A 12,989-nucleotide genomic window follows, 5' to 3' on the forward strand; every position below is an offset into this window, starting at 1 on the left:
CGTGGCTGCGTTCCGTCGTACAATCCCGGTACCCCGGTCAGGAAATCTGCAGTGCGTGCTGAGGTGAGGAAGGCACGGCCATGGAGCTTCGTAACTTCAACACGGTTTCGTCAGTTCGGCCGTTCCTGATCGCTTGCGGTTGCGCCGCGCTGGTGGCGGCCAGCGCCATCGTCGGGCAATGGGTGCTCAATGTTCACTTCGGTGTTCCGCGTCTGCACGGGATCGGACTGGTGGGACCGACGATCAGCTTTGTTGTGACCTCGGTGCTGGTGTACATCATCCGGTTCCGGGCGCAGCAGCGGCGCAAGGCGCGCCTGGCGCGGGCGCAGATCGTGGCGGACTGCAATCACGAGATCCGCAACGCGTTGCAATGCATGGTCGGCCTGAATTATCCGCAGGAAAGCCTGGCGCAGATCGAAGCAGCGGTGAAGCGCATTGACGGCGCGCTGCGGGACCTGCTGCCGCACCTGGAGGATGACGACGCGGAGGGCGACGGCGGGGCGGAAAAGTGGGAGATTCACCAAGGACGGCTTAAAGTTAAAGATCAGGTCCGCTGACACGGCCATGTGAATAAGTTCCCCGCCGAAAACCTGGCGCTGGACCCCCAGTCGCTGGAGCGCTTCCCGCAGCGAAGCCCGGGCTGCTTCCGCCCTCAACCATCACGACATCGCCAGTAATTCTTGCCGCCAGGCCGAAATTTCGCCATGACGCCCTTCCGCTGCAATTTCAGCACCCTATTGATTATAAACTACTTAGTAGGAGCAGTCCGTGGTACGCAAGTTGCTGTAATCAAGGTGTCCTGATAAGGACTGGGGGGATATTCCATGGACCAGGAATCCGGCAAGTCGTTTCAATTCAAGCCAATTTGGGGCGCGGTGGCAGCGCTGACGGTGGCGGTCGCGCTGGCGGGCGGGTATGCGATCCACGAGCACACCGCGGCACAAAAGCTGTCGGCGGAAAACACGCAGATGACCACGGCGCTGCAAGACACGCGCGGTCAACTGGACACGCTGGCGTCGAAGGTGAACGCGATGAGCGAGGCGGAGGCACAGCGCCAGCAGGCAGCGGCGGCCGCGGCGCAGCGCGCGCGCGTGACGCACACCGCGACGGCGCGCCGGCCCAAGGGCATGGACGACAAGCGCTGGAAGGAAATCCAGGCGAAGCTGGACGCGCAGCGCCAGGCGATTGACGCCAACGGCAAGGCGATCGAAGACACGCGTAGCGACCTGGCAGGCGCCAAGACGGAGCTGTCGGGATCGATCGCGCGCACGCATGGCGAGTTGGTTGCGTTGCAGCGCAAGGGCGAGCGCAGCTATTTCGAATTTGACGTGGATAAATCCAAGCAGTTCCGCGCCACCGGCCCGGTGGGGATCAAGCTGAAAAAAGCCAACACCAAGCACCAGTTCGCCGACATGGACCTGATGGTGGACGACGTGGCGGTGAACCAGAAGCACGTCAATCTGCTGCAGCCGGTGATTTTCTATGCCGGCGAAAATGGAAAACCGGTCGAACTGGTGGTGCAGCGGATCAGCAACAACCATATTCACGGGTACGTGAGCACGCCGAAGTATAAGGACTCGGACCTGGCGGCGATGTCGACCGCGAATGCCCAGGCCAATGGCGAACAGAGCGCTCCCGCACGGCAGAAGCTGGAATTGCCTAAGAACTAGTTTCAGTTTCAGTTTCAGTTTCGGTTGGACGGCGCAGAGGGATCTGCGCCGTTTTCGTTGTCGACACAGCTTGGCGAGTCCGCGCAGACAGGCAGCGCGATTCAGGCGAGGACAATCAGGCGAGGAAGTAGATGTCGGGCTGGTCCACGACTCCCGAATCTTCTTGCGCACGCGGCACTGCGGGAGAGGTGACGAACCCTCGCGCCTTTGCCAGGTCCGTGACCTCAAACCAGGTAACGACCTCGTTGGGGTCGTCGAGGTTGCGCAACACCTTATCGAGGCGCAATCCTGACTGGCGTTGCGCCTCGGCGTGGGAATCGAACACCCGCTTCCAATTGGCAAAGTCCGCCACTTTGAGCCGCACCAGCAAATAAGGCATGCAATTATCCTCCCCATCGCGTTCGAGGGCGAACGCGCTCCAACTGCTCATCGCGGCCCTCCGGACGACAAACCGGCATTGTACTGCCGAGGGAAAAATATCGCCGAGGCACGGATTTATTGAACTCGGACGGATGGCGTATCGTAATAAACATCAAGTCAGGAGATACGGCATGAAACTCAAATTCCTGGTAGTCACGCTTGTCCTATTGTTCGCCGCTGGGGCGTTGCAGGCGCAAACGCCGCGGCCTGCGCCCGGCGGATCGCCGTTTATGGGCAACTGGAACCCGCCGGCCGCGTTGACAACCGACTGGTGGAATAATCCCGATATCGCCAACGACCTGCGCCTTACCGAAGCACAGAAGAAGCAGCTCGAGCAGGTGAGCACGAACGTGAAATTGACGCTGATCGATGCCGGGGCCACGGGGCTGAAGTCATACGTGCGGCTGCAGTCGCTGCTCGATGGCGATCCGTTCGACCGCGCCGCCTTTAACCAGGAGCTGGATGCGGCGTCCAACGCGGCCAGCAAGTTGGTGAAGGATTTTGGGCAGATGGCGGTCACCGTGCGCACCATTCTGACGGCGGAGCAGTGGCACAAGCTGGAAGCGATGAAGTCCGCCGGCCGCATGCGCGCGCGCCCGCATCCCGACGCGATGCATGACGGCATGCACGACCACATGCATGCGGCGCCGCCTCCATCGCTGCAAACGCCGCCGCAGTAAACAGGCTCCAGGCTGCAGGCGCCAGGCTGCAGGCGCGGCGATTTCGGCATGACAGGAGCAGTTCGGTTCGTGAGAAATCGGCAATCTGCAATCGACAATCGGCAATGGTTTTGTTTTTTTGCATGCTAGACTGAATTGAATGAAAGTCGGCGTCATCCAGTTTCCCGGCTCCAACTGCGACCAGGACCCTTACTGGGTATTCCAGCAGGTGGCAAAAGAGCCGGTCACCTACCTGTGGCACGAGTCGCAGGACCTGGAAAACTGCGATCTGATCGTGGTTCCCGGCGGTTTTTCCTACGGCGATTACCTGCGCACCGGCGCCATCGCGCGCTTTTCGCCGGTGATGGAAGCGGTGGGCCGCTTCGCCGCCGCGGGCGGGCTGGTGCTGGGCATCTGCAACGGATTCCAGATCCTGTGCGAATCGCACCTGCTGCCGGGCGCGCTGCTGCGCAATGCCGGATTGAAATATATCTGCAAGCCGGTGCAGGTGCGGGTGGAGAACGCGGAAACGCCGTTCACCAGCGGCTGCCGCCGCGGCGAGGTGCTGCAGATCCCCATCGGGCACATGGACGGCAACTATTTCTGCGACGCGGCAACGCTGGAGGAGCTGCGGAACGAACAACGTATCGTGTTCCGATATTGTTCCCCGGCGGGGGAGATCAGCGAAGCGGCCAATCCCAACGGGTCGCTCGACAACATCGCCGGAATCTGCAACCCCGGACGCAACGTGCTGGGCATGATGCCCCACCCCGAGCGCGCCAGCGAAGCCCTGATGGGCGGCACCGACGGCTTCAGGATTTTCGAGTCCCTGGCCGGCGCCATGGCGCCGCGACCGTAAAACAGCTTAGAGTTTCAGTTTCGGTTTCAGTCTCAGTTCAGAAGGACGAACTGAAATCGAGAATGAAACCTCCTTCCGAATCGATCAAAATCTTCAACTCCGAGGACAACGTATATGCAGCAGGCCACCAAGACGGCAAAACAAGAAGCTCGGTCCGGCGTGAAAAAGGTCGCGCTCCTGGGCGCAGGAAAGATGGGCGGCATCCTGCTGGAAGCTTTTGCGCGCTACCAGGGATCGCCGCGCCTTGCGCTTAGCGCCACGGTGCAGCATGCCGCCCGCGCCGAGACGCTTGCGCAGCGCTTCAACGTTCCCATCGGCACGGACAATCGCAAGGCCGCTCGCGCCGCCGACATCATTTTTTTGTGCGTCAAGCCGCAGGTCGTAGACCAGGTGCTGGCGGAAATCCGGCCCGAGGTCGGACACGGCAAGCTGGTCGTCTCCATTGTCGCTTCCGTCCCCACCAGCTATATCGAGCAAAGGCTGAAGGGGAAAGTGCCGGTGGTGCGTTCCATGCCAAACACGCCCGCGGTGGTGGGCTGCGGAATGACCGCCATCTGCAAGGGAAGCTTTGCCACGGACGAGCACATGGAAATCGCCCGCCAACTGTTTGGCTCCGTGGGACGGTGCGCGATTGCCGAGGAGAAGCAGATGGACGCGATCACCGGACTTTCGGCCAGCGGTCCGGCGTACATTTTCATCATTCTCGAATCCCTCGCCGAGGCCGGCGTCAAAGTCGGGCTGTCGCGCGAGCTGGCTACCGAACTGGCGGCGCAGACCGTGCTCGGCGCCGCACAAATGGTGCTGCAAACCGGGAGTCATCCCGCGCTGCTGAAGGACGCGGTCACCACGCCCGCGGGGTGCACGATTGACGGCATCCTCGAACTGGAAGAGGGCAAGCTGCGGGTGACGCTGATCAAGGCGGTGGTGAAGGCGACGCAGAGGGCGAAAGAACTGCTGATGTCGCGGTAGGAGTTAGGACGAGTTAGTAGTTTGGAGTTAGCGTCTATGCCCAAGCGCAACTCTCACCGGCGAAGAGTTATGCCTTTGTGTCTATCCCCATGCAAGCCAGGAAGAGAACTTACTGCCAGAACGACGCCATTCGTTACATGAAGCCGGGCGGACGCGTCTTCCTCCGGCAAAACATACAGGCCACCGGAACTAATTCTCAGAAACCCCCGAGCTCCAGCATTCCGGTTTCGTTCAGGTAATAAAGTCGACCGTACGCTACTTTCCGTCGAAATTCAGCATCTTGCTCCAACTGACACAGCCACCCGCGAACTACGGCGTCGGACAGCAAGTTGTAGCAAGCGTTACAGACGCTGTCTTCTATATAACTTTTCGGCAGATGCTGGCCCAGACCGGCTTCTCGCAACAGAGAAATAAGTCGGTTCGGACCCCACAGCCTGAGGGCATGTAATGCGACGCTCGTCTCGGCTCGATCGAAAATGTCAGCCACGGAGGATTCCCGCAGGTTGCCCAGAAGAAGCGGGTGCTTATGCTGTAACTCAATCAGCGGCCCTATGCAACCGTAAACGCGCGCGTCAGGAAAAATACAGGGCGAGCTAGCAGCCTGGCAGGCCTCTTTTGGCGGCTCATCGCTAAGCCCAAATCTCAATTGCGAGATCATCTGGGAAGCTCGGCCCAATGGGAAGGTAATCCCCGTACGAATATTCTCTTGATCGGTAAGCTGGAGAAGCTCGGAATTGACCCGTTGATACTCAGGATCCCTCTTATTGTCGGTGACGACTGAGATGTAGTAGGGTATCCCACACTGTTGGGCCGCCCAGATAGCATTTTTTACATGCTCAAACGGCACGTAATGCTGATGGTATACATCAGTGCTAATCGACAAAAAACAGATCTTCGGCAGGCTCTCCAGCAACCGCTTGGCCGTTTCCCGTTTAGTCGCCCAAAACCCATTGGTCACAACTGATATGTACAAGTTACATTCAGCGGCGAACTCCATCACTTCTCTAAGCAGCTTTAGATTGGAGAATGGCTCGCCGCCCGTTAACGAAAGAACATACACATAATGATTGCGATAGGAAGCGATCTGGCGAATCCAATTGCGGGCATCATCCAGAGTCACTTCCTCGTGTCGATCCGGTCCGGCCTTAACGATGCAATGGGCGCAGGATGCCTGGCAATGATAGGTCAGGAATAGGCCTACGTTGCGCACAAATGGCGGATCCCCACCCGTTCTTTGTACAGTATCCATCTGACTGTGAGAGGCTCTTACTTCAATTGTTCAGGCACTTTCTGCATTACCACCAGCTGCCCCTGTGCCCGTTTCAGCGCGTCGAGGTGGTCGGCAAGCGCTGCGCCCGCCTTCGGGTCACCGCGACGTAGAACTGATGTCAACATGTCAATGTCAAAGATAATGTAACCATTGTTGTGGGGAATCTGCGGTACGAACCTAACCTCATTAGTGAATGCCTTCAGCAAATCAACCGGAATCCTGAATTCTGCGGTGGGCGTTGTTTTGTCCATTGTGGAATCCTCCTTCTGTAAGGTCGAACTGAAACCTTGTTCCGCTTAGACCTACTTGAACCCCGCATGTGCGAAGTGTTCGCTCCAACAGAAAGTACGATGGGTGCACTGATCCGTGTACCCTGTACTCGTCTCGGTTATCGGGAGCCTGGGCCTACTGGGTAGTGACTTATGGTAGTCCCATTGCTAGCACTTCGCCTGAAGATTTTTTCGCAGCCGTGCCATTGTGGGAATCGAAACTTCTAACGACTAACTACTACCTACTAGCTACTAACCACTCTAACAACTAACTACGAATCCCCAACTACTGCTTCTTGAACGCTTCTTTGTTCACCACGAACGGCATCTTGCTGGGATCAGCGTTGTAGTGGTTCTCCAGCACATCAATGAGGCCTTGCACGCAGCGGCCCGCCATGCCTTTGTCGGGATCGGTGGAGAGCCGCGTGATCTTGCCGGCGCTGGCGAAGTGCGGGTAGAGGCGGCAGCGGTCTTCGATGGCGGGGTCGCGCAACGGCGAGTCGGCGGGCAGCGGTTCTTTGGCGAAGACATCGAGCGCGGCGCCGGCAATCCAGTTTTCCTTCAGCGCCTTGGCGACCGCGACCTCGTCCACCACCGGCCCACGCGAGTTGTTGATCAGGTATGCGGAGGGCTTCATCATGCGCAGCGTCTTCTCGTTGATCAGGTGATAGGTCGGCGTGCCGCCCTCGCCGGGACGGACCAGCGGCACGTGAATGGTGACGAAGTCGGATTCGTGCAATGCCTGCTCGAAGTCCGCGTACTTGATCCAGGTGCGGTCTTTGGTGATGCCGAGAGAATGGCGCAGGTTCTTGAGCAGCTGGATGGCCTGCACGAACTGGTGGTTCTGGTACACCGGGTCGTAGCAGAGGATGTTCATGTCGAAGCCGTCGCATTTTCTGATGATCGCCTGCCCGATGCGGCCAGTGCCGATGACGGCGATGGTTTTGCCGGTGACTTCGTCGCCCAGGAACGGGAGATACGGGTGCCAGGTGCCCCACTCGTTCTTGCGCACGTTATGTTCGGCGCTCCACAGCTTGCGGGCGAGGGCGCCCATCATGAAAAAGGCAAATTCGGCAGTGGCTTCGGTGAGAACGTCGGCCGTATTGGTGAACGGGACGCGGTAGCGGTTGGCGTCGGCGCGATTGATGTTGTCGAATCCGACGGCGAGCTGCGAGACCACCTTCAGGTGGCCCTTGCCCGCCTCGAAAATTTCCGCGTCAATGGGATCGCGCAGGGTGGTGATGAGGCCGTCCACGCCGCTGCGCAGCTTTTCGATGACGAGTTTTTTCGGCGGCGGCTCCGGGCCGGGATAGACCTCGACGTCGTAGCCGCGCTGGCGCAGCAGATCGAGAGCTTCACCGATATCGCAGGTGGCGTACACGCGCTTCTGGTCGGCCATGTCGTCCTCCCCACAGGAAAGCAAACAGCCTAGCTTACGGGAGGGGGTCGGGGAAAATCCAGTTGGGAAGGAAGTGGTCAGTGGTCAGCGGTCAGCGGCCGGTAGGCAGTGGTCAGTCAAAGTCGCGGGCGAGGGCGCCCGCGCCACAAGAATTTCAGAGGTTTCAGATTCACATGACGGGCGGAACGGTGATGCCCATGACATCGAGAATGCGGAGGAGTTCGCGGCGCACCACCGCAGCCGTCGCCAGCAGGAATTGTTTCCTGCCCTCGTCGGGTTCGTTGAGGATGTGGTGGCGGTGGTAGAAGTTATTGAAGAGCTGCGCCAACTGGAAAGCGTGCTTGGCGGCGTAGGCGGGCTCGGCGGTGGCGATGCACTGCTCGATGACGTAAGAAGTTTTCGAGGCGGCGAGCCAGAGCTCCCAGAGTTCGTTGGCAGAAGGCGCGCTGAGATAAGTGGCGAAATCGATGGACGTCGATGGTCCATGGTCGATGGTCGATGGCGAATTGCCGATTGTCGATTGCCGATTGTTGATTGAGGAGAGCACCGATTCGGGATCGACCCCGGCTTTGCGGAAGATGTTGGTGGCGCGGACGACGGCGTACTGGGAGTAAGGGCCGGTTTCTCCCTCGAAGCTGAGCGCTTCCTTGAAGTCGAAGGCGATGACGCTCGGCTTGGTGAACTTGAGCATGAAGTAGCGCAGCGCGCCGATGGCGATTTGGGTGGCGATCTCGCGGCGCTCTTCCTCGCGCAGCTCGGCGTGGCGCGAATCCACTTCCTTGCGGGCGGCAGCGATCAGCGTGTCGATGAGGTCGTCGGCCTTGACGCCGAAACCCTTGCGGCCCGAGACCTCGATGTAAGCCTTGCCCCAATCGTCCTCGCTCAGCTGATAGCCGAGTTCAGAGGCGCAGCGCGGAGTGAGCGCGACCATTTCGTAGGACAGATGCGTGTAATGCTCGGCAGCATGGGTGTAGCCGAGCCCGCGCAGCGCTTCGATCACCGTGTTCTGCGCTTCCGCCTGGCGCGCGTCAATCACGTTGTAGATGGCGCTCACCCCGCCGAAATGTGGATGATCTTTTTCGCCTTCGACCGCCGAAATCCAGACTTCATGCCGATTGGGATACTGGTAGAAGCGGCGATATTCGAAGTCGCGACCGAGCAGCCCGAATTTCCACAAGTGATACGCGATGTCCTTGCCGACGTAACCGACGGTGCCGTTGGAGCGCACGATGACCTTCTGGTCTTCTTCGGTGTGCTCCTCCTCGGACTTCCCTGCCGCGTGCGGACGCCCCATGACCCAGCATCCCTTGTTCTTGCCTTCGGGTTCGAGGTAGAGCACGCCTTTGTCCTTCATCTGCTGGAAGGCAAGGTCCCAGAAATGCAGGCGGAGAATTTCGCTCTCGCGCGGCAGGAAGTCGTACTCGATGGAGAGCCGCTCCATGGTTTCGAGATGGCGGCGCAGAACGGCGGCGGAGATGATCTCGGCGATATCGGCGGATTCATTGCCGCCCTGCTCGATCGCGTGCAGCGCCTCGGCACGCTTCTGGAGGTTCGCGTTGTCTTCCTGGTACCACTGCGAGACGCGCGCGTAGAGGTTCCAGCAGAGGTAATCGAAACGCGGCTCGCGGCGCGCAAGCTGTTCGATGTCCTGCTGGCTCTTAGGTTCGAGCTCGCGGAAGCCGACGACCACGTCGGCGACCTGGACGCCGGTGTTGTCGATGTAGTTCTGCACGTCCACGGTGCGGCGGGCGGCGCGCAGCAGGCGAACGAAGGTGTCGCCGAGAATGGCGTTGCGCAAGTGGCCGATGTGCGCGGCCTTGTTGGGATTGATGCTGGTGTGCTCGACCAGAATCTTGCCTTCGACGCCGGGAAGTTGCGGCGGCTCTTCACCCGCGGCGAGCGCGGCGGCGGCGGCGGCGCGATGGAGGCGCGCGTTGATGTATCCCGCGCCCGCGACTTCCAGCTTCTCGAAGCCTTCGATCGCACCGATGCCGTTGACGATGTCCTCGGCAATCTTGCGCGGCGGCTTGCGCAGGCGCTTGGCAAGCTCGAAGCAAAGCGGCAACGCGAACTCGCCGAGCTCGACCTGCGGCGGCTGCTCGATGACTACGTTGTCCAGATCAATGTCGTAGGCTTCGCGCAGGTAGGCGCGAACGCGATCGGCGAGTTGCTGCTGGAAATGGCGGTACAAGCGGCCTCTAGCGGTGATAGACAGAAGCGATTATAGCAATGCCGGAGGTTTGACGCGGGTGGAGCGCTTCCCTATGATGAAGGATTCGAGAATTGAGAAGTAAGAATTAAGAAGTCAGAAGTCAGAATGAAGAGTGAAGAATTGTCGGAAAAGTTCTACATCACGACGCCGATTTACTACGTGAACGCGCGGCCGCATCTGGGGCATGCGTACACCACCATCGTCTGCGACACCATTGCGCGGCGGCAGCGCATGTTGGGCAAAGACACGTTCCTGCTGACCGGAACCGACGAGCACGGGGTCAACGTGGAGCGCGCGGCGCAGGCGGCGGGACGCGATCCCAGCGAATACGTGGACGAGATCGCGGCGGCGTTCAAGGCGATGGCCGACCGGGTGGGCGCGACTTACGATAAATTCATCCGCACCACCTCGGCGGAACACAAGCACGGCGTGCAGGCGCTGTTCCGCGTGCTGCGCGACAACGGCCACATCTACAAGGGAACGTACACCGGCCAATACTGCGTCCACGACAACCTGTACGTGGATTCCGCCGGTCCGGGCGCGCCTTGTCCGACCTGCGGGCGCCCGACGGAAACGATCAGCGAGGAGAACTACTTCTTCAAGCTGTCGGCGTTCGAGGACAAGCTGCTGCGCCATTACCAGGAGAATCCGGAGTTCATCCGCCCGGAGACGCGGCGCAATGAAGTGATGTCGTTCGTGAAGGGCGGACTGCGCGATCTCTCCATCAGCCGCAGCACGTTTCAATGGGGCATTCCGGTGCCGGACGATCCCGGCCACGTGATCTACGTGTGGCTGGACGCGCTGAGCAACTACATCACGGCGATCGGGTACGGATCGGAGAAGAAAAAAGACCAGCAGCAGTTCGAGAAATACTGGCCGGCGGAAGTGCACATGATCGGCAAGGAGATCGTGCGCTTCCACTGCGTCTACTGGCCGGCGTTCCTGATGGCGGCGAACCTGCCGCTGCCCAAGACGATCATGGCGCACGGGTGGATCCTGTTCGAGCAGGACAAGATGTCGAAGTCGCGCGGCAACATCGTGCGCGCGGAGACCATCATTGACGTGCTCGGCCTGGACTCGCTGCGCTACTTCCTGCTGCGCGAGATCGTGTTCGGGCAGGACGGGTCGTTCTCCTTCGACGCGCTGGTGGGGCGCTTCAATTCCGATCTGGCGAACGACTACGGCAACCTGGCGAGCCGCACGTTGAGCATGATCCAGCGCTATTTTCGCGGCGAGGTGCCGTACCCGTCGGCGACCGGGTCGCGGACCGCGGCGGACAACGCCATCCAGGAGCACGCGACGCGCGCCATCGAAGAGTGCCGGCGACTGTTCGACGATTACCAGTTCTCGCGCGCGCTGGAATGCGTGTGGGGCGTGATTGGCGCGGTGAACAAGTACATCGTGGAAAACGAGCCCTGGGCGGTGGCGGAAAAAGAGGATGAGCCGAGCCGGTCGCGGCTGGGCACGATCCTGTACACCGCGGCGGAGGCGCTGCGGGTGGTGACCGCGCTGGTGCACCCGGTGGTGCCGGAGTCGAGTTCGCGGATATGGAAGCAGCTTGGTCTCGGAGAAATTTCCAAGTTCCGCCTGGACAAGCTCAAGTGGGGACAATTGGAGTTGGGAACGAAGCTGGGCAAGGTGGAGCCGGTGTTCCCGCGCGTCGACAAGAGCGCGATCGAGAAGATGCACGAGATGGAGCAGCAGGGCCGCGCGCCCGTCGCATCGGCCGAGACAAAGAAGCCGCCCGCAACCGCCGGAGCGCGCCAGCCGGTGGAGATGGCGATGGGCCAGAACGGTGAGACCGCGCCGCCCGCGCGAAGCGCAGCGACAGCGGGACAGCAGGGGACGCCAGCGGCGCCGAACGGCCCGGCGGCGTCGCCGAGTGCCGGCACAGTGGCGGCAAGCACAAAGCCGGCCGCGGCGCCAGAGGGAAAAATCTCGATTGACGATTTCCTGAAGGTCGAGATGCGCGTCGGGCAGGTGAAGTCGGCGGAAAAAGTCAAAGGTGCGGACCGGTTGCTGCGGCTGGAAGTGGATATCGGAACAGAAGTGCGGCAGCTTGTCGCCGGCATCGCCGAGGCGTACACGCCGGAGCAGTTGATCGGACGCAAAGTGGTGATCGTGGCCAACCTGGCGCCACGCAAGCTGAAAGGACTGGAGTCGAACGGCATGATCGTGGCGGCGTCGGTCGAGGGCGGCAAGCCGGTGCTGGCGGGATTCCTGGAAGACGTTCCGGTCGGGGCAAAATTGAAATAATTGACCACGGATTTTCACGGATTCACACGGATCATTTTTTCTTCTGTTTTATCCGTGTGAATCCGTGGCGATCCGTGGTTCGCTTTTATGTACGTTGACTCTCACTGTCATCTTGACGGGCAGAAATTTGCGCCGGACCGCGAACAGGTGCTGGCGCGGGCGCGGGAAGCGGGCGTCGAGGCGCTGGTGGCGATCGGGAACGGCAGCGGGCCGGATGACGTGGCGTGTGGGATCAGGTTGGCCGGCCAATGGTCGATGGTCGATGGTCGATGGCAACAGCAGATTCCCCCCTCCGGTCGAAATGACAACTTCATAAGAATTTTCGCGACCATCGGCGTGCATCCGCATGAGGCGGCGCTGGCCCAGGAACGGCATTACGGCGAAATGGAAAAGCTGGCGCGAGACCCGCGGGTGATCGCGTGGGGCGAGATTGGGCTGGATTATTTCTACGACCACTCGCCGCGCGAGGTGCAGCAGAAAGTATTCATCCGGCAGATGGAGCTGGCGCGCGCCGCCAAGCTGCCGATCGTGATCCACAACCGGCCGTCGGACAACAGCGAAAATGCCTGGGAAGACCTGTTCCGCCTGCTGCGCGAGCATTGGCAGTCGAGCGGCTTGGGCGGGATTCTGCACTGCTTTACCGGCACAGTGGAGCACGCGCGGGCGGGAATGGATTTGGGATTCATGATTTCCTTCGCCGGAAACGTGAGCTATCCGAAAGCGGTTTCCATTCGCGAGGCAGCGGCGCAAATCCCGCTGCAACGGATGTTGATTGAGACGGACTCGCCGTACCTGGCGCCGGTACCGCATCGCGGGAAACGCAACGAGCCGGCGTTTGTGGCAGAGACGGCGCGGCATATTGGGGAGCTGCGCGGGATATCGGCGGAAGAGATTGGCTCGGCGACAACGGAAAATTTCTACCGCTTCTTCGGGATTGATTAGCCACAGAGGGCACAGAGAAAGAGGAAGGTCAGTTTCAGTTTCAGTTTCAGTTTCAGAAAAGCAT

General features: G+C 60.3%; 12 protein-coding genes. 7 read left to right on the forward strand and 5 right to left on the reverse strand.

What is annotated here, in order from left to right:
• Positions 1 to 80 precede the first annotated feature (80 nt).
• Both LAN70_14850 and LAN70_14855 read left to right on the forward strand, forming a co-directional pair.
• Positions 81 to 557, forward strand: a complete 477-nt coding sequence (locus LAN70_14850) for a hypothetical protein (GenBank protein ID MBZ5512430.1) — start codon at positions 81 to 83, stop codon at positions 555 to 557.
• Between the two features lie 267 nt (positions 558 to 824).
• Entirely contained in the window at positions 825 to 1,670 is an 846-nt protein-coding gene (locus LAN70_14855; protein MBZ5512431.1) for a hypothetical protein, read from the forward strand.
• A gap of 115 nt (positions 1,671 to 1,785) precedes the next feature.
• Here the strand turns inward: LAN70_14855 and LAN70_14860 are convergent, their stop codons facing one another.
• On the reverse strand, positions 1,786 to 2,049 hold the full coding sequence (locus tag LAN70_14860; GenBank protein MBZ5512432.1) for a cyclase: 264 nt from the start codon (positions 2,047 to 2,049) through the stop codon (positions 1,786 to 1,788).
• 172 nt (positions 2,050 to 2,221) lie between these two features.
• Here LAN70_14860 and LAN70_14865 point away from each other — a divergent pair, with 172 nt between their 5' ends.
• The 3 genes from LAN70_14865 (at position 2,222) to proC (ending at position 4,577) form a co-directional block, all read left to right on the forward strand.
• Positions 2,222 to 2,770 (forward strand): periplasmic heavy metal sensor, encoded by a 549-nt coding sequence (locus tag LAN70_14865; GenBank protein ID MBZ5512433.1) that lies wholly within the window; start codon positions 2,222 to 2,224, stop codon positions 2,768 to 2,770.
• A 139-nt stretch (positions 2,771 to 2,909) separates the two neighbouring features.
• The gene (gene purQ / locus LAN70_14870) at positions 2,910 to 3,608 is read left to right on the forward strand and encodes a phosphoribosylformylglycinamidine synthase subunit PurQ (protein ID MBZ5512434.1); all 699 of its coding nucleotides are present in this window, start codon (positions 2,910 to 2,912) and stop codon (positions 3,606 to 3,608) included.
• 114 nt (positions 3,609 to 3,722) lie between these two features.
• Positions 3,723 to 4,577: a pyrroline-5-carboxylate reductase gene (gene proC, locus LAN70_14875; GenBank protein ID MBZ5512435.1), complete on the forward strand. Its 855-nt coding sequence runs from the start codon at positions 3,723 to 3,725 to the stop codon at positions 4,575 to 4,577.
• 196 nt (positions 4,578 to 4,773) lie between these two features.
• Here proC and LAN70_14880 read toward each other — a convergent pair whose 3' ends face one another.
• The 4 genes from LAN70_14880 to argS all read right to left on the reverse strand — a co-directional run bounded on the left by LAN70_14880 (position 4,774) and on the right by argS (position 9,706).
• A complete protein-coding gene (locus LAN70_14880) occupies positions 4,774 to 5,826 on the reverse strand; it encodes a radical SAM protein (GenBank protein ID MBZ5512436.1) in 1,053 nt (350 codons plus the stop codon).
• A gap of 17 nt (positions 5,827 to 5,843) precedes the next feature.
• Positions 5,844 to 6,098: a hypothetical protein gene (locus tag LAN70_14885; protein ID MBZ5512437.1), complete on the reverse strand. Its 255-nt coding sequence runs from the start codon at positions 6,096 to 6,098 to the stop codon at positions 5,844 to 5,846.
• Positions 6,099 to 6,402: 304 nt separating this feature from the next.
• On the reverse strand, positions 6,403 to 7,515 hold the full coding sequence (locus tag LAN70_14890; protein ID MBZ5512438.1) for a D-glycerate dehydrogenase: 1,113 nt from the start codon (positions 7,513 to 7,515) through the stop codon (positions 6,403 to 6,405).
• Positions 7,516 to 7,684: 169 nt separating this feature from the next.
• Entirely contained in the window at positions 7,685 to 9,706 is a 2,022-nt protein-coding gene (gene argS, locus LAN70_14895) for an arginine--tRNA ligase (protein MBZ5512439.1), read from the reverse strand.
• 126 nt (positions 9,707 to 9,832) lie between these two features.
• On the opposite strand from argS, the gene metG reads away from it, so the two are divergent.
• Together metG and LAN70_14905 are read left to right on the forward strand one after the other, a co-directional pair.
• Positions 9,833 to 11,983, forward strand: coding sequence for a methionine--tRNA ligase (metG, locus tag LAN70_14900; GenBank protein MBZ5512440.1), 2,151 nt, complete (start codon positions 9,833 to 9,835; stop codon positions 11,981 to 11,983).
• 87 nt (positions 11,984 to 12,070) lie between these two features.
• Positions 12,071 to 12,925: a TatD family hydrolase gene (locus LAN70_14905; protein MBZ5512441.1), complete on the forward strand. Its 855-nt coding sequence runs from the start codon at positions 12,071 to 12,073 to the stop codon at positions 12,923 to 12,925.
• Positions 12,926 to 12,989: the final 64 nt, after the last annotated feature.

It is taken from the genome of Terriglobia bacterium (assembly GCA_020072845.1).
In the GTDB taxonomy this organism is placed as follows: domain Bacteria; phylum Acidobacteriota; class Terriglobia; order Terriglobales; family Acidobacteriaceae; genus JAIQGF01.